Raw genomic sequence first — 21,807 nt, 5'->3', positions numbered from 1 at the left:
TAGCTTTATTTTTTCGCAGCAATAGCCTCTCCCCCACGGAGCCTGTCAGCTATTTCATCAATCTTTCGCAATCGGTGATTAATCCCGGACTTACTGATGGTTCCCCCGGATACCATTTCCCCAAGTTCCTTTAAGGTTATATCCTGAAACGCTATCCTAAGCTCCGCAATTTCCCGAAGCTTATCCGGTAAAATGCCAAGTCCTACCGTATCCTCGATATAATGGATATTTTCAACCTGGCGCAATGATGCCCCGATCGTTTTGTTCAAATTGGCTGTTTCACAATTCACAAGCCGATTCACTGAATTACGCATATCACGGACAATCCGTACATCCTCGAACCTTAATAAAGCTGAATGGGCGCCAACTATACTTAAAAACTCGGCAATCTTTTCGGCTTCTTTCAAATAAATGATGTACCCCTTCTTGCGTTCAAGTGTCTTGGCCTTCAAGCCAAACTTATTCATTAGCTCACAAAGGGCATCATTGTGCTCTTTATAAAGTGAGAAAATCTCAAGGTGATAGGAAGACGTTTCCGGATTGTTAACCGAACCCCCTGCAAGAAATGCACCTCTTAGATAAGAACGCTTACAGCATTTCTTCCCAACAATAGTATCGGATATATCATGGAGAATTTCAAAGCCATCGCCTAAAATTTCCAAATCGGTTAAAACCCGCTGCCCTCCGGATGACATCCTGACAATATATACATTGTTCTTTTTAAGCTTCATCTTTTTACGGACCAACAGCTCGACCTGGACCTCATAACTTTTTTTCAGCAGCGTATAAATCCTTCTGGCAATCGCAGCATTCTCAGTTTGAATATCCACAACAAGCTTCCGATTAGAAAATGAAAGGGATCCGTTCATCCGGATAAGCGCACACAATTCCGCTTTACCGCAGCAATCCTTTCCCTCTAATGTTGTAAGCTCTTTTTTTGTTTCTGAAGCAAAAGACATCCATTTCACCCCCAATCGAACGCAGGTAATCTATTTTTATCAATCAAAAAACCGTCCCCGCTTATATCTACGGTACTATGTGGCTTTTTGTTTCATTTACAAGCATATTATAAAGCAAATCCGCCACTTTTTTCGTATCATGGCGTATTACATTCCCTTCATAGCTGAAAATGCGTTCTTGTATGATTTCAAGACCCATCATTTTTAAGCTTTCCACATCATACATGACCGGTTTTGCATATTCAGCTTGATAGCGCTGCTGAATCTCGGTTGGTATTTCCTCATTATTAACAAGTATCCTGTCAATATATGCATTTCCCATATGGTCATATATCGCTTTTATATGATCACTCGCGCTATAATCCAGAGTCTCGCCGGCTTGTGTCATCAAATTGCAAATGTACACCTTCTTAGCCTTGGAACGGGCTACCTCTTCTCCTAAACCAGGGACAAGTAAGTTAGGCAGAATGCTAGTATATAGGCTTCCTGGACCTATGACTATAAGATCTGCCTGCTTGATTTCCTGGAGAGTTTCACTAAGCGGCTTTATATGACGAGGAGACAGGAATACTTTTTTTATTTTCTTTCCTGAGAAGGGAATCTTGGATTCTCCTGTAACAATCGTTCCGTCATCCATCTTTGCATGGAGAACCACACTTTGGTTGGCAGCCGGAAGCACTTTACCGCGGACATTAAGGAATTTACTCATTTCCTGGATCGCATGGACGAAATCCCCGGTCAGCGAAGTCATTGCCGCCAGTATCAAATTCCCAAGCGAATGCCCTGACAACTCATTTTTACTCTGAAAGCGATGCTGAAACATTTGTTCAACAAGGGGCTCTACATCCGATAACGCAGCCAGCACGTTACGAATATCACCCGGAGCGGGAATATCCATATCCTCGCGAAGGCGGCCTGAACTTCCACCATCATCAGCAACCGTTACGATTGCCGTTATATCCACCGGATGCTTCTTTAACCCTCTCAACAAAACAGGAAGGCCGGTTCCCCCTCCGATGATCACAACCTTAGGCTGTTTCTTTTTATCTAACATCTGCTTTCCCCTTACTTTTTTCGATATCGCGATGTGATACTTGAACCCTGTAATCCTTTTTGAAGTGGTTTGAAATATATTCCGTCAAAGCTACAGAACGGTGCTGACCGCCTGTACACCCAATCGCAACAACAAGCTGTGCTTTCCCTTCACGTTTATAATATGGAAGCATGAAAGCGAGCAGATCGGTTACTTTTTCCAGGAATTTTTGCGTCTCACTCCATTTTAAAACGTAACTCGACACTTCCTGTTCCAAACCAGTCCTTGGCCTCATATGATCAATATAATATGGATTTGGCAGGAACCGTACATCAAACACAAGGTCGGCATCTATGGGTAGACCATGCTTGAACCCGAACGACATGACATTGACTGTAAAACCGACACTTTTATCGGCAGAAAACTCCGAAGCGATTTTCTCCCTCAATTCGCGCGGCTTCAGTTGGGAAGTATTAAAGATCAACTGGGCCCTTCCCTTCAATTCGTCCAAAAGTTCCCGTTCCATTTTAATGCCTTCCAATGGCCGGCCTAATGGAGCAAGGGGATGGGTCCTTCTCGTTTCCTTATATCTGCGTACCAAGGAATCATCATCCGCTTCAAGAAAAAGGATTCTTGGTGAGACTGCAGCTGCATCCGTTAAATTATCCAGTGCAAGAAATAAGGAATCAAAAAATTCCCTTCCCCTTAAATCCATGACAAGAGCCACTTTATTCATCTTATTCCCGGAGTCCTTCATTAACTCCAAAAACTTTGGCAACAGCGTGGGCGGCAAATTATCGACGCAAAAAAAGCCGAGGTCTTCAAAACTTTGAACCGCCACTGTCTTGCCTGCTCCGGACATTCCGGTAATGATGACCAATTGCGTTTCACTCATCTGCCCTGTACTCATAGTTTCTCCGCCCCCATGTATAGCAATCTTTTTTATATCTAAAAATTAACCTGGATCCAACCGGTAAGAAAGCAGCTTGAACTCTGGCGTATAGGTAAAGGTTCCATAGATGATCCCACTGCCATGAACCATATAATCCAGGATGTGAAAATCACCTTCAGCCATCATCAGCTTTTTAACATCTTCAACCGGATGCCAGCTAAGTTCCCCTTCTTCACAAACATCCACATTTACACCATCGGAATCCGTTGCAAAGAAAGTGAACATCATCCATTCTGATAAAACTTTATCTCCGTCCTTCATGATGAAGGTGAAAATACCTTTGATGGAAGGGTTTTTTAAATAAACGCCCGTTTCTTCGCGATATTCCCTAATGCAAGCATCGCGTACAGACTCCCCAGGTTCCATCTTGCCGCCGGGAGCTACCCACCATCCGCGTCTAGGCTTTTTCAATAAGAGGATTTGATTATCTCTGATCAATACACAGTTTGTGACACGTTGCACGTTCTTCACCTCGATTGGCTCTGCTCGACTATAGAAACCTTCACCCCCCGTGTTGAAGAGATTCAGTTTATATCCTTAAACCGCCGCTAGATATCCATTTGGCGATTTACAAATGCTAATAGTTCAAACAAGTTGTATTTTTCATCTTCTTACCATTATGAAAGATTTATATATGTTTAGTATATCTTATCATTATACTATTTTTAAAATGAGCAAACAATAAAGTAAACTTCCTGCATTGGGGGAATCTTCATTCGCAAGGAATCACATAGGTAAGCCTTTATCCTGCTTAACTCCTATTCTTCTCCACTTTCGCTTCCTAAATGCAAAGGAACGGCTTGCTTCACATTAAAAACCGCTTGGGAACATCCTAAAAATTGGAACTAAAGATATAGTCTCAAAGCAGGAAAACAAAAAAAAGACACAGAAACTTATTCTGTGTCCTTAAACGTTTATAATTAAAGGGGGTCAACTTCTATCCCCTACTATACCGAATCATTATTTCACGCATGTTACAACATCGTTAAAACGGAATTACGATTGTATATTCTTGTGATATCAAGCCTTTGGCTGCAATTTTTCTTGAAGTTCCTCAACAAAATGCTGAGCGGATTGGGCGGCAATGCTTCCATCGCCTGTAGCAGTAACGATTTGGCGCAATGTTTTTTCACGAACATCACCTGCAGCGAAAATACCAGGTACGCGTGTTTCCATCCGATCATTCGTTTCAATATAGCCTGTTGAGTTCAAGATGCCCAAGTTTTCAAATGGTTTCGTTAGCGGAAGCATTCCGATATAAATGAATACACCGTCTGCGTCCATCACTGTCTCTTCTCCGTTTTCAGTGGAAACTAGTGTGACACCGCCGACCTTGCCGCCTTTTTCATTGATTTCCTTCAAAGTGTGATTCCAGATGAAGTTAATTTTCTCATTGGCAAATGCACGATCTTGAAGAATCTTTTGAGCACGAAGTTCGTCACGTCTGTGAACGATCGTCACTTTTGAAGCAAAGCGAGTTAAGTACACACCCTCTTCAACAGCAGAGTCTCCGCCGCCGATAACGAACAGTTCTTTTTGCTTGAAGAATGCACCATCACAAACTGCACAATACGATACACCGCGGCCGCCCAATTCTTTTTCGCCAGGAACGCCGATTTTCTTGTATTCGGCACCAGATGAAATGATGATTGAACGTGCTTTGAATTCCTTTGAACCGGCTTTGATCGTTTTATACTCTTCACCGTCGATGATTTCCTTAACATCCCCATAGGCATACTCCGCACCGAATTTCTTTGCATGGTCAAACATTTTCGTTGAAAGTTCAGGTCCGAGTATAGTGTCGAATCCAGGATAATTTTCAACTTCCTCCGTATTGGCCATTTGCCCGCCCGGTACTCCGCGTTCTAACATCAATGTTGAAAGGTTCGCACGTGATGTATAGACAGCCGCCGTCATCCCTGCAGGACCAGCTCCAATAATAACAACGTCATAAATTTTTTCAGACATGTTTTCACTCCTCCATATTCCATTACAAATGGAACCTTCACTACGGTTAGTGTTCCCTACCTATTATCCTATATAACAAATAATTTTTCGTCCAAATATCTGCTCATCCGAGTAAGTTTTGAACCAACTTCACGTACTTCGATAAGGTGGACACCGAAATGAAATGTTTGTCTGCGATTGCCTGTTTGCTCGCCTTCTCACTTTTAAGCTGAATCCACACATACTCCACCGCAGATGCCCATCCTGCAGGATTATTTAGCTTCTGCTCGGATTTCACCGCTTCGATGAAAACGGAAAACCACATTAAATAGAGCCCGGCTTCATTTAATTGAATCGGTTGGAAATGCTGATATAATAACTCAGCTGTGCGATCGGCAAAATCAATCGGTGTTAATTGGCGATCTTTAGCAGGACCTTGAACAAGTTCGGCATAATCACGTTCCAATTCAGTGAAATTCTGGTTTAGGTTGAGGACCTGGTTTTTCAATAGCTTCTGTTTATGAACCGAATGTTTCAGAAGGAAAATGGCAAAAAGCCTTTCTTCGATGAATTCACTTTCCAGCCTTTTTATAATAGAAGGAAAATGATGTTCAAAACCATCTGAAGTTGCATTCATATCTCCCCAAGGCTCCATGCCTTCCTTTTCCGGGTTCATTTCCACGACCTTTTTCCATGCCTTTTTGGCAGCCTGTTCGTGGCCTAAGTGGTAAGCGGAAATGGTAAGCCAATAGTAGAAGGTTCCATCTCCTTCGAACCCTTGCTTTTGAAGTCCTTTAAGCCAATTATATGCAGAATCATAATTTCCGATCAGAGCGAAGGTCGCTCCAAGCTTGAAACGATGTTCGGATAGCATCGGCCTAATTTTCTCCAGCATCTGTATGAGCTCTTCAACCTTTGCCTCATCCTGTTGATAATGATGAAATACAACAAGGTTACAAAGAGCATGCAGGTTTCCCGGACTTTTTTCCAATACCTCATCAAGTGTTGCAAAAGCTTCATTCACTTGACCAAGATAGAAATAGGCAAGTGCCAGGTTATTATAAGCGGACCAGTAATCCTCGTACTCGGCAATCGTTTCTTTCAGCACTTCGATCGCTTTCGGGAAATTGCCTGATTCCAGGTACTCACGGGCTTGTTCCTGTTTGGTAATGAGCCCATCATGCTTAAAGGGATTTTCTTCTGACTCATCCGACTCAAAAGTTATCAATTCAAGCAGATCCTCTGCGTCATCGCTGAACTCCCCGTCTTCTTCTTTATCAAGATAAGCACTGGCGTGACGATAAGCCTCCTTGAACATGCCTAAGTGGGCATAATTATTAGCCAGGAAGTAATGACATTCCGACATATAGGGATCCATCACATCCAAGATGTTTTCCAAAAGGTTGTTTGAATAATTATATTCACCGATTTCCGAGCAAGTGATTGCCAATTGACAAGCTATCATCGGTTCAGCAGGTTCAAGTTCCAGCGCACGTTCCAGGTATTTCTTTGATTTAGGTAATTCCCGTCTATGATAAGCTTTTAAACCCTTGGTGAAATAATACTCACCTGTTGGGTGAAAGGTTAGAATTTTTGCCTGTTGGCCAAATTTAGAGTCTTTACTCATGTAATCCTCCATCTACAAGTTGATTAACCATAGTATTATAACATATTGGAGAAAATTTGCCGAACAATTCAAGAAAATGGAAAACAGGAATCATCATGCTTTCTTCAAGAAAAATCGAAGCATTTTCCTTGTCATATGGGGATTCAAGATCGCTGCTCGCCATCGTAAATACACACAAAAGCCCTCCTATTGACGGAGGGCAATCACATTCATTCGGTTTCTTTCGGTTCGTCCTTATCGGCATGTCTAGCCTTCAATACATCAAGTACCGCTTGGAAAGGCAGCTCCTGCTCTTGAAGAAGAACGAATAAGTGATAGAGGAGATCGGCACTTTCCATCGAAAGTTCCTCTGCATCACGGTTCTTAGCAGCAATGATCACTTCTGCCGCTTCTTCACCGACTTTCTTCAGGATCTTATCAACGCCCTTATCGAATAGGTAGGTCGTATATGAACCTTCAGGCATTTCCGATTTTCTTTTTTCAATCAATCTTTCCAATTCCGTCAAGAAAGTCACATCCGCCTTCACGTCTTGTCCGGCTTCACCATTTTGGTAAATCGTTTCGCTAAAACAGCTTGTTGCCCCAGTATGGCACGCAGGACCTGCAGGCACGACCCGAACGACCAATGCATCTTGATCGCAGTCATACTTCATTTCGGTGATTTTCTGGATATTGCCGCTGGTTGCTCCTTTATGCCATAATTCATTGCGCGAACGGCTGAAGAAAACCGTTTCCCCTTTTTCAATCGACAATTGCAGAGATTCTTGATTCATGTAAGCAAGTGTCAGCACTTCGCCTGTTCCTGCATCTTGAATTATTGCCGGTACCAAACCTTTTTCATCGTATTTAATAGTTTCAAGATTCATCGTACAACCACTCCTTGTTGTTTGAGAAACGCTTTGACTTCTTTAACGGATGTTTCTTTATAATGAAAAATCGATGCCGCTAATGCTGCGTCGGCTTTACCTTCTTGGAAGGCTTCCTGGAAATGTTCAGCGTTGCCTGCCCCGCCAGAGGCGATGACCGGAACTGAAACGGCTTCAGATACCGTTTTTGTCAAAGCGATATTAAACCCTTGTTTCTCGCCGTCACAATCCATGCTTGTCAATAAAATTTCCCCAGCACCGCGGGATACGGCTTCCTTCGCCCACTCGGTCACTTCCCATTCAGTCGGTTTCCGGCCGCCGTGGGTATATACCCGCCAAGACCCAAGCCCTTCATCATATCGGGCGTCTATGGCAACCACGATACATTGGGAACCAAAATAATCAGCACCTTCATTAATTAAATCCGGACGCAGGATGGCTGCTGTATTTAAGGATACTTTATCGGCACCAGCCCGCAGGATCTTCTTCATATCCGCCAATGAATTAATGCCGCCGCCCACCGTGAACGGGATTGCCAAGCTGCCCGCTACCGCTTGAACGACGTCGACGATCGTTTCCCTGCCTTCATGTGATGCGGAAATATCCAGGAAGACAAGCTCATCGGCACCTTCTTGGTCGTAAAAGGCTGCAAGTTCGACCGGATCTCCAGCATCCCTAAGGGAAACAAATTGTATGCCCTTGACTACGCGCCCATCTTTTACATCGAGACATGGAATAATTCGTTTAGTGAGCATTTAACCACGCACCTTTTCTAGTGCTTCTTCTACAGTAAAGCGGTTGGTATAAAGTGCCTTGCCAATGATAGCCCCTGCAATGCCTTGGGCTTCATACTCCTTGAGGGTGATAAGGTCTTCGAGTGAACTAATGCCTCCTGAAGCAATCACGTTTTTACCAGTTGCCTCCGCCATGGCCAATATACCTTTCACATTCGGCCCTGAAAGCATGCCATCCGTCGCGATATCAGTCACGATAAAGGTCTCGGCACCAGCATCGGCCAGTAGTTTGCCAAGATCTACCGCAAGGGTTCCAGACGTTTGAAGCCAGCCATGAGTGGCAACCTTGCCATCCTTCGCATCGATCCCGATAGCGATATGGCTTCCATATTTCCTAATCATATCTTTAGTGAAATCAGGGTCTGAAACGGCCGAGCTGCCTAGAATGACACGTTCCACTCCATTATCCAGATAATGGGCTATATCCCGTTCCGTTCGGATGCCGCCGCCGATTTGAATGCGGGCGCCTAACTCACTTGCCGCTTTAATTACGTATGAATCATTGATTCTTACTCCCTCTTTAGCTCCGTCAAGGTCGACCATATGTATCCAACCGGCTCCTTGGTCCGCAAAGCTTTTAGCCATATCGAAGGGGGAATCACCATAAACGGTTTCCTGATTGTAATCTCCCTGGATTAAGCGGACGCATTTGCCTCCGCGCATATCAATCGCCGGGTAAATAGTAAAGTTGCTCATGCTTCTTCCTTCCCTTCTACTAATGACAGATAATTTCTCAAGAGTGACATCCCCATATTCCCGCTTTTTTCCGGGTGGAACTGCATGCCGAATACATTCCCTTTACCGACGATCGCCGGCACTTCCACATCATACATCGCCGAAGCGGTAACGAATGATTCATCTGTATCGACGTAGTATGAATGGACGAAATAAACATGTTCCTCTTCCAGCCCCTCATTCACTGGTGATGCGTGTTTGAATTCAAGTCGATTCCAGCCCATGTGCGGCACTTTATAAACCTGGTCATTCGCATCCACTCCCTTAAAACGAACGACTTTTCCCGGGATGAGGGATAATCCTTTTGCCGGTCCATTTTCCTCACTTTCATCAAAGAGAAGCTGCATACCAAGGCAGATGCCTAATAGATACCCCCCATCCGCTACATATCCCCGTAGAAATTCATCCAGCTTTTGTTTTTCCAAGAGACTCATGGCATCCCTGAAAGAGCCAACGCCGGGAAGTATGATCCCTTTCGCCTTTGAAAGTTCTTTTGGGTCATCGGAAATGAATGAACCGGCACCAAGGCGCTCAAGCCCTTTACTTACAGAAAATAAATTCCCCATGCCATAATCGACGATCCCGATCATTTACAACATTCCTTTCGTCGAAGGGATGCCTTTGACACGTGGATCGATTGTCGTAGCTTCATCCAATGCACGTCCAAGCGCTTTGAATATTGCTTCGATCATATGATGTGTGTTGTGACCGTAATGAACGACTACATGAAGGTTCATCCTGGCTTCAAGAGCGAATTTCCAAAGAAACTCGTGCACCAGTTCAGTATCGAAAGTACCGACCTTTTGCGAAGGAAACTCAGCCCGGAACTCAAGATGCGGACGATTGCTTAAATCGATGACAACCTGGGCGAGTGCTTCATCCATAGGTACGAAAGCATTTCCGTAACGCTTTATCCCGCGCTTGTCTCCAAGGGCCTCCAATAACGTCTGACCCAAGCAAATGCCAATATCTTCAGTTGTATGGTGATCATCCACGTCCGTATCCCCATTTGCATCTACTGTCAAATCAAACTTCCCGTGTTTCGTGAACAAATCCAGCATATGCGTCATAAACGGAACGCCGGTCTTAATGGAGGAATTACCTTCCCCATCCACATCAAACTTCAAACTTATTTCCGTTTCATTCGTCTTTCGCTCCACACTAGCAAAACGTTCCATTACAGCTCCTCCTCAACGGGGTACGACCCCTTTTCCTAAGATGTAAATGCATGTCTAAAGTTTTTATATCACCGATTTCACTTATTTAATCATTCAGGACCTTTTCCCGATTCATTCACACCACGTGATTCGATGGCACGGGCATGGGCCTCCAATCCTTCCATTCGGGCAAATGCTGCGATTTTTTCTGCATTTTTGCGGAAGGCCGTTTCACTATACATGATGATGCTCGATTTCTTTTGAAAATCATCCACATTCAGCGGGCTGGAAAAACGGGCGGTTCCATTGGTAGGCAACACATGATTGGGGCCTGCAAAGTAATCCCCGACGGGCTCCGAGCTAAAGCGGCCAATGAAGATTGCACCGGCATGGCGGATTTTAGCCATGATTTCAAGTGCATCCTTGGTCACAATTTCCAAATGTTCCGGTGCAAGTTCATTAATCGCTTCAACAGCTTCTGCCATATTCCCGCATACAACGATTCTTCCATAATCCCTTATCGAGGCTGCAGCAATATCATGACGTGGAAGCAACGCCACCTGCTTGGTCACTTCTGCTGCCACTTCTTCTGCAAGAGACGTAGAAGTCGTGACCAAAACACTGCAAGCCCGGGCATCATGCTCCGCCTGTGATAACAAGTCTGCCGCTACTTCTGCAGCGATGGCCGTTTCGTCCGCCAATACCGCTATTTCACTTGGACCTGCTATCATATCAATGGCGACATCCCCGAATACTTCGCGCTTCGCTAACGCCACATATATATTTCCCGGACCCACTATTTTATCCACTTTCTTAATTGTTTCCGTCCCATAAGCGAGGGCAGCTATGGCCTGGGCCCCGCCAACTTTATAGATTTCCTTAACTCCGGCAATTTTAGCGGCTGCCAAAACCGCTGGCGATAATTTCCCATCTTTCCCTGGAGGAGATACCATAACGATCCGTTCCACCCCCGCGGCCTTCGCAGGAAGTGCATTCATCAATACTGACGAAGGATAGGCCGCTGTGCCTCCAGGTACATAAACACCTACAGCATCAAGAGGTGTCAATTTTTGTCCTAGCATCGTTCCCGTATCATCAGTCGTAAACCATGAATTTCGAATTTGTTTCTCGTGAAACATTCGGATATTATTCGCAGCTTCTTGAATAATCTCAAGCTGCTCAGCAGTCAATGCCGCTGTCGCTTCTTCCATTTCCAGCTCCGATACAAGCAATTCCCCTGGACTGACACCATCGAAACGTTCGGTATAGGTATGTAAAGCCGCGTTTCCGCTTTTCCTGACATCATAAATAATATCCTGAACCGCTTTTCTTTGATCGGCAGTACCTGCTTCAACCGAGCGTTTCAGGGAAATCCCTTCAGCAAACCGTTCTATTTTCATACCTTCACCTCATTAGCGATTCTTTACTATTCAATAATTTCTGCTAGCCGTTCCACGATTTCGGTAATCCTTGCTTCTTTAATTCGATAGCTGACAGGGTTTGCTACCAGCCTCGAAGTCACATTGGCGATTTTCGCATATTCCACAAGACCGTTTTCCTTCAATGTCCGCCCGGTTGAAACGATATCGACGATTCGTTCAGCTAAACCAATTAACGGTGCTAACTCAATAGACCCATTCAACTTTATAATCTCGACTTGCTCCCCCTGCTCGCGAAAATAACTGGAAGCAACATTCGGGTATTTACTGGCTATTTTGGGGGCGATGTCACTTATTTTCGTACCTGGCAGTCCAGCTACAGCCAAGTAGCAGGCACTGATTTTCAAATCAAGTAACTCATAGACATCACGTTCTTCCTCAAGCATGACATCCTTCCCTGCAATTCCAATGTCAGCGACGCCGTGTTCCACATAGGTTACGACATCCATCGGTTTAGCTAAAATGAACCGCAGATTCTCTTCTTCCACCTCAAGGATCAATTTCCGGGAATCATCAAACTCGGGAGGGAGACGAAAACCGGCCCTTCTTAATAGCTCTGCCGCTTCTTCAAATATTCTCCCTTTCGGCATGGCAATCGTTAAAAAGCTATTATTCATCTTTTCCATTCCCCCCGTTCCCCACGAATAAATGAACTTCAGAAAATGTCCGTGTAAAAGCATCGACATTTTGGACGACTGTAATATCTTGAATCGTTACCAATTTCCCTACGGAGCGTTTTTCCCTTGCAAAACCGATCGCTTCCAATCTTCGTTCAGGACTGAATAAAATACATTCTGGCGCGACAGGCTGAATCGGCTCCCCAAGAGCTTCTGCAAGACGATCCACCCGGATTGCAAAACCTGTGGCCGAAGCATTCCAGCCGAACTTCTCAAGCAGATTATCATACCGGCCGCCATTGCCGATTGGAGAACCGACTTGTCCGGCATACACTTCAAATAAAGTTCCCGTGTAATAACTCATATGACTGACCAATGTTAGGTCGAAGCTCACATATTGTTCAACGTCAAATTCTTTTAGCTGCGCAGACAATTCCTTCAGTTCAGCCAAAGAATCTTGCCCTTTATTATTTTCAACCAACCCTAGCGCCTTTTCCACGGTTCCTTCACTGCCACGTAAGGAGGTAAATTCGATAAGCCGTTGTTTATCAATGGATGAAAGCGGCAGTGATTTAACATGCTCGCGATAACCAACATAATTTTTTTCATACAAAAACTTCCTTAATATAGAGGCCCTTTCTTCCGTACCTAGAATACTCAAGAAAAACTCTTGCAGAAATCCGATATGTCCAATGGAAATTTTAAATTCCTGAAGCCCTGCAGCCTTTAGAGCATCCGCAAGCAGGGCAATCATTTCAGCATCGGCACTTATTGACTTATTTCCGATACATTCAATGCCAATCTGTTCGAATTCTGCCGGCCTGCCTCCTTCACGCTGCTGTGCCCGGTATACATTCGCGGAATAGGCCAGGCGAAGCGGAATTTGCTGTTTTAGCAGCTTGGATGCTGCGACCCGTGCAATGGGCGCTGTCATCTCGGGACGGAGTACGAGCGTATGCCCCTGGGAATCAAGAAGTTTAAACAACTGTTGATCCAATATTGCTGAAGCCTCGCCAATTGTTTCATAATATTCCAAAGCTGGCGTTTCAATAAATTGATAGCCCCACTTCTTGATTTCATCACTCATTTTATTTCTGGCCGACACTTTCGTTTCATACAGCACCGGCAATGTATCTCTCATGCCTAATGGTTTTTCAAACATAAATGGCTTTGTCACGACTGCACATCCTTTTGCAATATTGATTACTATCTATATCCAATCGGTCCGCCTATAGGCAAAAACCGATGCACCCATTCCCTATTTTGTGTTTATCCCTTTATCTTTCCAAGGTTTTCACGCTTAAATCCAATTTTCGGATAACATATAAAAATAGTATCAAATTAAATGACATAATCATATAAATAATCGCAATAATCTATTAAATTACTTTAGTTCGCTAATATGGTAGCAGGTTGAAGTTATTAATAGTTTACCCCCGCCCCCACCTCACGTCAAGGAAAATATGCCTAATCCCATTCCTTCCATACCACGTCGGTCTTGGATATTCTTCATGATCGGTTTAAGCCCTTTTCCCTAGACGATTCCTCCTATCTTTAGCCATTCATTGTTATTAATGTGTACCTTTTGGTTTAGCTGTTTTATAATACATAGGGGTTTGGCAATATTAGATAAATTTAGGGGGATATGGGAATGAAGAAATATTTTTCGTTTTTTGTGGCACTTATCGTTCTTTTTTCACTAGGTTCAAGCGGAACGAAGGGTTTTGCGGCAACTAAGATCAACCAGGATGAGCTTAATGCATACCTTTCTGAAGTTAGAATGACGCAAGAAGAATTGGAAGAGTATTTATCCTATTACGACTTAACATTGAATGAATTGAAATCGGCAGAAGAGTTGCGTGAAACATTAGGACCTGCCGTCACTCCTGAGACCTTACAGAATCTACTTAAACAATATGAAATGACAGAAGCTGAACTTACTGAATTACTAATGGAATACGGCGAACTGGAAGAGGGGGATTCCATCATCGATACCTTCCATTTCATTTACGACATTGAGGATATCATCGATTTAGAAATGAATTATGATGAGGAAGAGATGGAATATGATGAAGAAGAGATCAGCGATTTAATGGATGGTCTCTTTACTGAGATCGGCCTTACGGACGAAGAGCTCGACAGATTCATGAACCACCTTTTGCCTATCGTCGAAGACCCTTCTTTTGAATCTCGTTTAATGGCGATCTCCGATAGGATGAATCAACTAGAGTATTTTGAAACAATTGATGAATTATCTGCAGAACAAGTGGCAGAATTGCTTTCGATATATAATGATCTTCAAAGCTTGCTGCAAATTCAATTCAAATTCGCTTTAATTCAGGATGGTGTCAAGACAAACCTTTCCCTTGATGCATTATTCCAGCTTAAGGAATTGACGAATGCTAGTTTACTAGTTTCCATTTATGATTTAAACGGCAAGTTCCTGCTCGATTTTACATTGACCGGTGAAATGATCGGTTCCGATTTAGTGAAAGAAACCGGCAATGACATGAAACAGTCCAATGAGGTCATTTCTAAAGTGGCTGAGGTAAAAAAAGAAAAGAAGAAACCGGCAAAACCTGAGCATAAAACGGAAAAAGGCGGAGTGCTTCCTAAAACGGCAGGTAATTATTTATTCGGTGCTTTATTCGGTTTAGTGTTGATGGGTATCGCTTTCGGATTAATTAGAAAAGCGAGACTCACTAATTAAGATGAGCAAAAAAAGGCAATCCAGGCATAAGAAAAAATCGTTGCTTATCACTGCTGTATGCTTTTTGACCTTAGGTTTTTATTTTACAACGACAAACGCTTATACGCTGTTAAAAGGCTATGCCCTATATAAATGGAATAATCCTGACACGACGGAAGCAACGGCTAAGCTCCCCGAACCGAAGACGAAAGCAGATAATCCTGATGGCATTGAACTATATGAAGAACGACCGGAAACCGGTGATTTGATGGGTGAGCTATATATTCCAAAAATCGAAGCAACACTCCCGATTTATCACGGAACGGACGAAGATGAGCTCGAAAAAGGCGTCGGTCATTATGCAGGATCCGTCCTTCCCGGTGAAAAGGATAATTCCGTTTTATCCGGTCATCGAGATACAATTTTCAGAGATCTAGGTGAAGTCGGCGAGGGTGACTTGCTGATTGCCAAGACAGAAGCAGGTACGTTTACATATAAAGTGAGGAAGGTCCGTATCGTCGATGCAGATGACCGTACCGTGATCGTTCCCAAGCCTAAAGCCACACTTACAGTAACAACCTGCTACCCGTTTTCATATATTGGTAGTGCACCGGAACGGTACGTATTGGTTGCCGATTTATTGAAATCGGAATAGATAAATGAGATGCGGGGCTGAAGTCGTTCAGCTCCCTCTTCATAAATCTTTACTAGATGATAGGAGGCCAAGCTCAATATGGAAAAACAGGAACAGGAAAGGTTTTTTCAAATTTTAAAAGAAACGTATGAAGCGACGGTGAACCAGGAAAATGTATCAATCAACGAAGTGATAGAGCATCTAAAGAATGAACTGACTCCGTTATACCCAAAATGCCATTAAAAAAGGACCTGCCGCATATAGGGGCAAGTCCCTTTTTTCATAAGGAAGTTTGCTGCTCTCTCTCAAGCATTTCCTCTTTGGTATATATGATTTTCATTGGATTCCCGCCAACGAAAGCTCCCTCCGGAACATCCTTATGGACAAGCGTCCCCGCAGAGACAATCGCTCCATTACCAATTGAAAGTCCTGGAAGAATGGTCGAATTCGCGCCAATCAATACTTCATCGCCAATGACCACTTCTCCTAAACGATATTCATGAATCAAATATTCATGAGCAAGGATCGTTGTATTATAGCCAATGACAGTATTTATTCCGACCGATATTTTTTCCGGAAACATCACATCCGGCATGACCATCAAGGCAAACGAAGTATGCTTCCCGACCTTCATATGTAAAAAAGTCCTGTATAGCCAATTCTTCATGCCCAGAAAAGGCGTGTAACGCGCTAGCTGTATCACCACAAAATTCTTGACGACTTTCCAGAATGGAACGGTCTTATATACATGCCATAGTGAATTGGCCCCTTCAACTGGATAGCGGGACGTGCGTCTCATTTTTTTCTAGCCTCCGTGAGTTTTTCAACCTCAACGATACTCAATAAATCCGCCATCTGCTCAAGCATATAATCAGGGTGATAGCTTTCCAGGAATTCACGGCCTTTAATGGACCAGGAGACCCCTGCCGTTTTTGTACCTGTATTTTTCCCGCCCATAATATCATGATAACTGTCGCCAATCATGATCGCTTCTTCAGGAACCGAACCGAGCTGATGTAAAGCTTTTACCAAAGGCTCTGGGTCCGGCTTTGCCTTTTCCACCTCATCCAGTGTGACCACCACTTCAAAGAACTGATCCAGTTTGCTTAAACGCAGTCCCTTTTCGACGACATCGCGCTTCTTTGTCGTAACGACTGCCAATTTATAACCGCTCTGCTTCAGCGTTTGAACGGTTTCGAACACCCCGTCAAATTGTGTGACAAGCAAATCATGGTTCCTCCAATTATGCTCCCGATAGTATGCGATCATTTCATCCACACGTTTTGGATCAATGGAAGAAAACGTATCGATCAAAGTCGGTCCGATAAATGGAATGATATCTTCCCGATTGTACTTTCCGGGACAAAAGTGGTTTAAAGTTTCTGTAAAAGAGGCGATGATCAATTCATTTGTATTGATCAAAGTACCATCAAGATCAAATAATAATGTAGTTATGTTACTGTTCATATACAGCTTCCTTTCTCTGTACCCTATCAGTCCGATTCCATATATACGCAACGGCCATCGTTAAAACAATGGCAGTGAGCAGCCGAATAAGTAACAGCGGCAAGACCGGAATCCCCAGCGGAATAAAAATCAGTGTGTCTTCTACAACAGCATGGCAGGCAACTAAAAAGATGAATGCAATCGTCATATCCTTCTTCGAAACATTATCCTCTTTAGCCGCTTGAATCATCACGCCTGCGCCATATGCCAAACCGAGAGTCAGGCCTGTAACGAAAGGCATGGAAGCATTCGGCTTCATCCCCAGGACCTTCATGAAAGGGGCAAGGGCTTTCGAGAAGGCTTCCAGCCACTTTAAATCCTTCATGATTTGAACCGCAACCATGAGCGGAATAACGATGACCGCCAGCTGGCCAATACCTGAAAGGGCCTGGATGACCCCATGCAAAAGGATTGCTCCCGTTCCGTTAATCTCTGCAGCCTCCCCGATAGCCGTTCCTTGGGCCATTTCAGATCCGCCCTGCCAAACAAGATTGATGACGACAGCGGACAAAAGCGCAAGCCCGATCCGTACTGTTAGGATGACCCACAGCTTGACACCGGTTTTCATCGCCACACCTGACTCGATCAATAAATTATGTGAAAAAGATAGCATCATAGCGATGATAAAAACTTCTTTCACAGTCAAATCAAGCGTTAATATGCCTGCAATCGCTGCGTATAAATTCAGGAAATTCCCTAATACAAGCGGAATTGCAGCATCCCCTGGAAGACCGATGAGATTCATCAAAGGCGCTATCAAGTTGATGATGAACGGCAATACAGGCGTATATTGAAGCACAGTGACGATCAGAGTAACCGGAAATATCACTTTCCCCAAAGACCAGGTTGTATTCAAGCCTGAAAGAAGTCCCTTTTTAACCGAATCCACTATCACTATGCCCTCTCCCTTTTCACATATTACCTATGCATCTAAATATCTTTTGTCTGCATGCCCGCGGACCCTTCTATAGACCACTAAAGCAATGGCTACAGCTATCAACACTACCGAAATCACTTGTGCGATACGCAGTGACTCCGTCAGCATCAAACTGTCCGTCCGCAATCCTTCGATGAAATAACGTCCGATGGAATACCATATTACATAGGTTAAAAACAGTTCCCCCCTGCGCAAGTTCACTTTCCGTAAACTTAAGAGAATTATGACTCCGAGGATATTCCAAATCGATTCATACAAGAAGGTCGGGTGATAATACGTACCGTTTATGTACATTTGATTTATGATGAATTCAGGCAAATGCATATTTTCAAGGAATGACCGTGTTACTTCTCCCCCATGCGCTTCCTGATTCATGAAATTACCCCAACGGCCAATCGCCTGCCCCAACAATAAGCTCGGTGCAGCAATATCCACCAGCTTCCAAAATGAGACCTTCTTGACCTTTGCAAAAACGATTGCAGTCAGCACCGATCCGATCAACGCACCATGTATGGCAATTCCGCCATTCCATATTTTTATGATATCCCCCGGGTTTTGTGAATAGTACTCCCATTGGAAGATCACATAATAAATACGGGCACTAATGATCGCGATCGGGACAGCAAACAAAATCAAATCAGTAAATATTTCCTTATCAAGACCTCTTCGCTCCGACTCCCTTAATGCGATAATAAGACCCAATAACACACCGAAACCGATGATTAGCCCATACCAATGTACCTGAATGGGACCTAGATCAATCGCTATCGGATTCAGCGGCTGTATTCCTTGTTCCATTTTGTCCCCTCTTTTCCTATAACCTTTTAAAATTCATCATGTTCCGGATCTGCAATGGCATGGTTCAAGCGATCTGAAAACTGTTCTGCAGCATTTACTCCCATTCGTTTCAGGCGGTAATTCATGGCTGCCACTTCAATGATAACAGCTAAATTTCGCCCTGGACGGACAGGTACGGTAATTTTCGTCACTTCCGTATCGATGATTTTCATTTTCTCTTCATCAAGGCCAACCCGGTCATACTGCTTATTTTTTTCCCATAGTTCCAGATTGATGACGATTGAGATCTTTTTATTGCTGCGGACTGCACCAGCTCCAAAAAGTGTCATTACATTTATGATTCCCAATCCCCTAATTTCAAGAAGATGTTCAATTAAATCCGGGGCATTCCCGACTAGCGTATCTTGATCTTCCTGCCTGATTTCGACACAGTCATCGGCTACGAGACGATGACCCCGTTTCACTAATTCCAGGGCTGTCTCACTTTTACCGACTCCGCTTTTACCGGTGATCAACACACCTAAACCATAGATATCCACCAATACACCATGAACGGCAGTGGTTGGTGCCAACCTGCTTTCAAGGAAATTGGTCAGACGGCTGTATAACCTTGTCGTCTTCATATTGGATCTCATCACAGGAACGGATTCCCGCTCAGAAGCTTCGATCAATTCTAACGGCACTTCCTGACCACGCGTAATGATGATGCCTGGAGTAAAGTCCCGGCACAACTCTTCCATCCTCTGTATTCGATCCGGTTCATTCAACCGATTAAAAAAGGACATCTCCGTCATACCTAACAGCTGTACTCGATCTGCGGGATAATAATCAAAAAAACCGGCTATTTCAAGTCCGGGACGAGATAAATCACTCGTGACGATCGGTCGGTTAATTCCTTCTTCCCCACTGATAAGTTCTAGACCGAACGCTTCTACTATATCCTTTGTACGGACTTTTGCCATATATCTTTCCTCCTTTTGGAGCGATGCTATTTTTTGAGATACTTTTTCTATTTTAGCATTTTTCTGTTAATAACCAAACAATGCATTATCGATTTATCGTTTTTTTATTCACTCCGCACGGATGATGGCAGCGGGATGGCCCCATAACCAGTAAAGAGAGGAGAGGGACATACATGAATCCTTACACCAAATAAAAGCAAGCCCGGCAGTTTATATTGGCGGGCTCTCTTAGTAGACAAAAGAGGGAGAATAATGTTCCTGAACCAACTCCAACGCAAAACCTTCAACTCCTTAAATATGGTTTCTATCTAAATTTAATAACAAATTTGATTGGAGAGGAAGGTACGAGACTCCTGCGGGCAAAGCGCGTCTAGGGGAGACCCCACAGGCGCAAGGACTCCACGACCGCCTCTGGATAAGCGAGTGCCTGGAGCGGAAATCAACATCCAAATTGTACAATCCAAAAAAAAATGCAGGCAAACTCATTTTCAGAGAGTTTGCATGCATTTTGCGCCGCCAGTGAACTTTCCCTTTTCAGGAAACCGTTATTGCTGCAGTCTTCGTTTCTGCAAAAACATGAAGCACAGGAACCTCTTCTTTAACTGTCTTGAACTTAAGGACCTTCTGAACCACATCACTTTTCTCTTCGATGATGGTCATCCCTTCCAAAGTTACATTAAAGCTTCCTAAATTGGATTTCAACTCTCCTTCGATCGCCTTACCTGGAGGAAGGGTCAGCTGGACTTTTCCAGTGACTGACTTAGCATGGATCGAATCGCAATCCATCCCTGAATTCGTACAGATGACTTCACCATTGAACGTTTGAACATCCAATTTCTTGAAGTACCCATCGGCATTAATCGCTCCATTCAGGGTCTCGGCTTCCAAGTCATTAAAATTTGTATCTGAAATGGTGATCATCCCGTTACCAGTTTCAAGCTCACAGGAATCACCCGTACCCTGCATGATATGAATGGCACCATTCGCCGTTTTCGCTTTAAAGTTCTCTGATTTCAATGATTCAGCCGTGATTGCGCCATTGAACATCCTTACATGAATGTCCTCATATTCTTTTCTTGGAATGTACATGGTCGTATCAACCTTTATGGATTTTTCACGAACCTTGAACTTCAATTTTCCATTTTCAATCGTGAAATCGACTTCTTCCAAAAAGTTTTTCCTGGCATCTTCTATATCTTCCACACGGTATACCTTAGCTTGGCATTCCACCCGGACATCATCATGGTCCCATGCGGCGATTTTCATTTTCCCATTCGCTATATCTACATCAACTACATTCAGGAAATCTTGATCATGCTGGAAAATATGACTGACCTCCACAGATTTCCCGAAATTGAAATCAAGATCCGTTTCTTTGATTTTCTTAAAAGCACTTTCAACGAAATCCATAATCTTTTCTTTCGATGACTGGATATTCTTCTTAAACGTATCCTGATTGCTTCCTTCGCTTTTCTTATCCACGACTACCGTCGATAATTCATTTTGCAATTTCTGCTCTTTAGCTTCACTTTCCTGACTGGCTTTATCTAATTCTTCCAATAGGCCCATGGCTTCTTCCGCTGATAACTTTCCATCCTGAATCATTTCTAAAATTCTCTTTCTTTCCTCCTGCATGAACATTCCTCGCTTTCTTCTATCATTTTATTCATACATACGCCTAGATATCTAAAAAGTTTCATAAATACCGTTTTTCCCATCATTCGACAAACGAAAATGACAATTTCCGAAAAGGAAGATGTTTGATTTCCCCGGAAATAACTTGTTTTCCCATTCTTTAATCAAATGATTGATTAAATGCACACCGTCATTTTTCTACAAAAAAACAAGCCTGATGGCTTGTTCAAGACTGTAGATAAACTCGAAGAAAAGCCAGTTGATCTGACCCAATAAAGTTAGACATATAATTTAAGCAGCTTCTAAGACCTGAGTTCGGTATTCTATCGGACTCAGGTCTTTTAATTTTACCTTCATTCGTTTGTGGTTAWAGTAATGAATATAATCATCTAATTCCTTTTCAAAGTGCTCCATACTTTCAAACTCTTGGAGATAAAGCAATTCAGACTTTAACAAGCCAAAAAAGTTTTCCATGACTGCGTTATCTAAACAATTTCCCTTACGGGACATGCTTTGTATA

At 43.4% G+C, this 21,807-nt stretch carries 25 protein-coding genes; 3 read left to right on the top strand and 22 right to left on the bottom strand.

Features of this window, described 5'->3' with window-relative positions; all coding sequences use genetic code 11:
• Nucleotides 1-5 precede the first annotated feature (5 nt).
• From whiA to AC1DIV_RS08915, 15 genes are all read right to left on the bottom strand, one after another.
• Nucleotides 6-959 carry a DNA-binding protein WhiA gene (gene whiA, locus AC1DIV_RS08985; protein WP_048688026.1) on the bottom strand — a complete coding sequence of 318 codons (954 nt, stop codon included), beginning with the start codon at nt 957-959 and terminating at the stop codon, nt 6-8.
• 67 nt (nt 960-1,026) lie between these two features.
• Nucleotides 1,027-2,013 (bottom strand): gluconeogenesis factor YvcK family protein, encoded by a 987-nt coding sequence (locus AC1DIV_RS08980; protein ID WP_318291976.1) that lies wholly within the window; start codon nt 2,011-2,013, stop codon nt 1,027-1,029.
• A complete protein-coding gene (gene rapZ / locus AC1DIV_RS08975) occupies nt 2,003-2,902 on the bottom strand; it encodes an RNase adapter RapZ (RefSeq protein WP_048688021.1) in 900 nt (299 codons plus the stop codon). Before rapZ ends, AC1DIV_RS08980 begins: the two co-directional genes overlap by 11 nt.
• Before the next feature lie 45 nt (nt 2,903-2,947).
• Entirely contained in the window at nt 2,948-3,406 is a 459-nt protein-coding gene (locus AC1DIV_RS08970; protein WP_034309963.1) for an NUDIX hydrolase, read from the bottom strand.
• A gap of 558 nt (nt 3,407-3,964) precedes the next feature.
• Entirely contained in the window at nt 3,965-4,912 is a 948-nt protein-coding gene (gene trxB, locus AC1DIV_RS08965; RefSeq protein WP_034309960.1) for a thioredoxin-disulfide reductase, read from the bottom strand.
• A 103-nt stretch (nt 4,913-5,015) separates the two neighbouring features.
• Nucleotides 5,016-6,518: a tetratricopeptide repeat protein gene (locus tag AC1DIV_RS08960; protein WP_063595786.1), complete on the bottom strand. Its 1,503-nt coding sequence runs from the start codon at nt 6,516-6,518 to the stop codon at nt 5,016-5,018.
• Complete coding sequence (locus AC1DIV_RS08955; protein ID WP_340878082.1) at nt 6,511-6,696, bottom strand: hypothetical protein; 186 nt, start codon at nt 6,694-6,696, stop codon at nt 6,511-6,513. Before AC1DIV_RS08955 ends, AC1DIV_RS08960 begins: the two co-directional genes overlap by 8 nt.
• Before the next feature lie 31 nt (nt 6,697-6,727).
• Nucleotides 6,728-7,384, bottom strand: coding sequence for a bifunctional phosphoribosyl-AMP cyclohydrolase/phosphoribosyl-ATP diphosphatase HisIE (hisIE, locus tag AC1DIV_RS08950; protein ID WP_251540511.1), 657 nt, complete (start codon nt 7,382-7,384; stop codon nt 6,728-6,730).
• Nucleotides 7,381-8,139, bottom strand: a complete 759-nt coding sequence (gene hisF, locus AC1DIV_RS08945) for an imidazole glycerol phosphate synthase subunit HisF (RefSeq protein WP_063595784.1) — start codon at nt 8,137-8,139, stop codon at nt 7,381-7,383. Before hisF ends, hisIE begins: the two co-directional genes overlap by 4 nt.
• Nucleotides 8,140-8,874: a 1-(5-phosphoribosyl)-5-[(5-phosphoribosylamino)methylideneamino]imidazole-4-carboxamide isomerase gene (gene hisA / locus AC1DIV_RS08940; protein WP_063595783.1), complete on the bottom strand. Its 735-nt coding sequence runs from the start codon at nt 8,872-8,874 to the stop codon at nt 8,140-8,142.
• Nucleotides 8,871-9,503 carry an imidazole glycerol phosphate synthase subunit HisH gene (gene hisH, locus AC1DIV_RS08935; protein WP_340878083.1) on the bottom strand — a complete coding sequence of 211 codons (633 nt, stop codon included), beginning with the start codon at nt 9,501-9,503 and terminating at the stop codon, nt 8,871-8,873. Before hisH ends, hisA begins: the two co-directional genes overlap by 4 nt.
• Nucleotides 9,504-10,091, bottom strand: coding sequence for an imidazoleglycerol-phosphate dehydratase HisB (gene hisB / locus AC1DIV_RS08930; RefSeq protein ID WP_048688005.1), 588 nt, complete (start codon nt 10,089-10,091; stop codon nt 9,504-9,506).
• Between the two features lie 89 nt (nt 10,092-10,180).
• Complete coding sequence (gene hisD, locus AC1DIV_RS08925) at nt 10,181-11,470, bottom strand: histidinol dehydrogenase (protein ID WP_323596313.1); 1,290 nt, start codon at nt 11,468-11,470, stop codon at nt 10,181-10,183.
• A 26-nt stretch (nt 11,471-11,496) separates the two neighbouring features.
• Nucleotides 11,497-12,126, bottom strand: coding sequence for an ATP phosphoribosyltransferase (gene hisG / locus AC1DIV_RS08920; RefSeq protein ID WP_034311625.1), 630 nt, complete (start codon nt 12,124-12,126; stop codon nt 11,497-11,499).
• On the bottom strand, nt 12,119-13,303 hold the full coding sequence (locus AC1DIV_RS08915; RefSeq protein ID WP_048687999.1) for an ATP phosphoribosyltransferase regulatory subunit: 1,185 nt from the start codon (nt 13,301-13,303) through the stop codon (nt 12,119-12,121). The genes hisG and AC1DIV_RS08915 overlap by 8 nt, the downstream gene beginning before the upstream one ends.
• A gap of 474 nt (nt 13,304-13,777) precedes the next feature.
• On the opposite strand from AC1DIV_RS08915, the gene AC1DIV_RS08910 reads away from it, so the two are divergent.
• The 3 genes from AC1DIV_RS08910 to AC1DIV_RS08900 all read left to right on the top strand — a co-directional run bounded on the left by AC1DIV_RS08910 (nt 13,778) and on the right by AC1DIV_RS08900 (nt 15,692).
• The gene (locus AC1DIV_RS08910; protein WP_340878084.1) at nt 13,778-14,836 is read left to right on the top strand and encodes a processed acidic surface protein; all 1,059 of its coding nucleotides are present in this window, start codon (nt 13,778-13,780) and stop codon (nt 14,834-14,836) included.
• Between the two features lies 1 nt (nt 14,837).
• Nucleotides 14,838-15,470, top strand: a complete 633-nt coding sequence (locus AC1DIV_RS08905) for a class D sortase (protein ID WP_340878085.1) — start codon at nt 14,838-14,840, stop codon at nt 15,468-15,470.
• 78 nt (nt 15,471-15,548) lie between these two features.
• Nucleotides 15,549-15,692 carry a YwzD family small protein gene (locus tag AC1DIV_RS08900; protein ID WP_340878086.1) on the top strand — a complete coding sequence of 48 codons (144 nt, stop codon included), beginning with the start codon at nt 15,549-15,551 and terminating at the stop codon, nt 15,690-15,692.
• A gap of 37 nt (nt 15,693-15,729) precedes the next feature.
• On the opposite strand, the gene AC1DIV_RS08895 is transcribed toward AC1DIV_RS08900, so the two are convergent.
• The 7 genes from AC1DIV_RS08895 to AC1DIV_RS08865 all read right to left on the bottom strand — a co-directional run.
• On the bottom strand, nt 15,730-16,248 hold the full coding sequence (locus AC1DIV_RS08895; RefSeq protein ID WP_054398691.1) for an acyltransferase: 519 nt from the start codon (nt 16,246-16,248) through the stop codon (nt 15,730-15,732).
• The gene (gene ppaX / locus AC1DIV_RS08890) at nt 16,245-16,916 is read right to left on the bottom strand and encodes a pyrophosphatase PpaX (RefSeq protein ID WP_323596317.1); all 672 of its coding nucleotides are present in this window, start codon (nt 16,914-16,916) and stop codon (nt 16,245-16,247) included. Before ppaX ends, AC1DIV_RS08895 begins: the two co-directional genes overlap by 4 nt.
• Nucleotides 16,906-17,850, bottom strand: a complete 945-nt coding sequence (locus AC1DIV_RS08885) for a nucleoside recognition domain-containing protein (RefSeq protein ID WP_251540531.1) — start codon at nt 17,848-17,850, stop codon at nt 16,906-16,908. Before AC1DIV_RS08885 ends, ppaX begins: the two co-directional genes overlap by 11 nt.
• A gap of 27 nt (nt 17,851-17,877) precedes the next feature.
• Nucleotides 17,878-18,690: a prolipoprotein diacylglyceryl transferase gene (lgt, locus tag AC1DIV_RS08880; RefSeq protein WP_340878088.1), complete on the bottom strand. Its 813-nt coding sequence runs from the start codon at nt 18,688-18,690 to the stop codon at nt 17,878-17,880.
• Between the two features lie 26 nt (nt 18,691-18,716).
• Entirely contained in the window at nt 18,717-19,652 is a 936-nt protein-coding gene (gene hprK / locus AC1DIV_RS08875) for an HPr(Ser) kinase/phosphatase (RefSeq protein WP_048687982.1), read from the bottom strand.
• A gap of 534 nt (nt 19,653-20,186) precedes the next feature.
• A complete protein-coding gene (locus AC1DIV_RS08870; RefSeq protein WP_340878090.1) occupies nt 20,187-21,287 on the bottom strand; it encodes a DUF4097 family beta strand repeat-containing protein in 1,101 nt (366 codons plus the stop codon).
• Between the two features lie 291 nt (nt 21,288-21,578).
• Nucleotides 21,579-21,807: transposase (locus AC1DIV_RS08865; protein ID WP_477576198.1), on the bottom strand; the 229-nt coding region annotated here is incomplete at its 5' end.

The sequence above is a fragment of the Peribacillus sp. 05N428 genome (assembly GCF_056397085.1).
This window is presented reverse-complemented; position numbering and strand designations above follow the sequence as displayed.

What these genes read in the sequence shown, in the direction of transcription:
- whiA (WP_048688026.1), bottom strand. Translation starts at nt 959, where the DNA reads ATGTCTTTTGCTTCAGAAACAAAAAAAGAGCTTACAACATTAGAGGGA.
- AC1DIV_RS08980 (WP_318291976.1), bottom strand. Translation starts at nt 2,013, where the DNA reads ATGTTAGATAAAAAGAAACAGCCTAAGGTTGTGATCATCGGAGGGGGA.
- rapZ (WP_048688021.1), bottom strand. Translation starts at nt 2,902, where the DNA reads ATGAGTACAGGGCAGATGAGTGAAACGCAATTGGTCATCATTACCGGA.
- trxB (WP_034309960.1), bottom strand. Translation starts at nt 4,912, where the DNA reads ATGTCTGAAAAAATTTATGACGTTGTTATTATTGGAGCTGGTCCTGCA.
- AC1DIV_RS08960 (WP_063595786.1), bottom strand. Translation starts at nt 6,518, where the DNA reads ATGAGTAAAGACTCTAAATTTGGCCAACAGGCAAAAATTCTAACCTTT.
- hisIE (WP_251540511.1), bottom strand. Translation starts at nt 7,384, where the DNA reads ATGAATCTTGAAACTATTAAATACGATGAAAAAGGTTTGGTACCGGCA.
- hisF (WP_063595784.1), bottom strand. Translation starts at nt 8,139, where the DNA reads ATGCTCACTAAACGAATTATTCCATGTCTCGATGTAAAAGATGGGCGC.
- hisA (WP_063595783.1), bottom strand. Translation starts at nt 8,874, where the DNA reads ATGAGCAACTTTACTATTTACCCGGCGATTGATATGCGCGGAGGCAAA.
- hisH (WP_340878083.1), bottom strand. Translation starts at nt 9,503, where the DNA reads ATGATCGGGATCGTCGATTATGGCATGGGGAATTTATTTTCTGTAAGT.
- hisB (WP_048688005.1), bottom strand. Translation starts at nt 10,091, where the DNA reads ATGGAACGTTTTGCTAGTGTGGAGCGAAAGACGAATGAAACGGAAATA.
- hisD (WP_323596313.1), bottom strand. Translation starts at nt 11,470, where the DNA reads ATGAAAATAGAACGGTTTGCTGAAGGGATTTCCCTGAAACGCTCGGTT.
- hisG (WP_034311625.1), bottom strand. Translation starts at nt 12,126, where the DNA reads ATGAATAATAGCTTTTTAACGATTGCCATGCCGAAAGGGAGAATATTT.
- AC1DIV_RS08910 (WP_340878084.1), top strand. Translation starts at nt 13,778, where the DNA reads ATGAAGAAATATTTTTCGTTTTTTGTGGCACTTATCGTTCTTTTTTCA.
- AC1DIV_RS08905 (WP_340878085.1), top strand. Translation starts at nt 14,838, where the DNA reads ATGAGCAAAAAAAGGCAATCCAGGCATAAGAAAAAATCGTTGCTTATC.
- AC1DIV_RS08900 (WP_340878086.1), top strand. Translation starts at nt 15,549, where the DNA reads ATGGAAAAACAGGAACAGGAAAGGTTTTTTCAAATTTTAAAAGAAACG.
- AC1DIV_RS08895 (WP_054398691.1), bottom strand. Translation starts at nt 16,248, where the DNA reads ATGAGACGCACGTCCCGCTATCCAGTTGAAGGGGCCAATTCACTATGG.
- ppaX (WP_323596317.1), bottom strand. Translation starts at nt 16,916, where the DNA reads ATGAACAGTAACATAACTACATTATTATTTGATCTTGATGGTACTTTG.
- lgt (WP_340878088.1), bottom strand. Translation starts at nt 18,690, where the DNA reads ATGGAACAAGGAATACAGCCGCTGAATCCGATAGCGATTGATCTAGGT.
- hprK (WP_048687982.1), bottom strand. Translation starts at nt 19,652, where the DNA reads ATGGCAAAAGTCCGTACAAAGGATATAGTAGAAGCGTTCGGTCTAGAA.
- AC1DIV_RS08870 (WP_340878090.1), bottom strand. Translation starts at nt 21,287, where the DNA reads ATGCAGGAGGAAAGAAAGAGAATTTTAGAAATGATTCAGGATGGAAAG.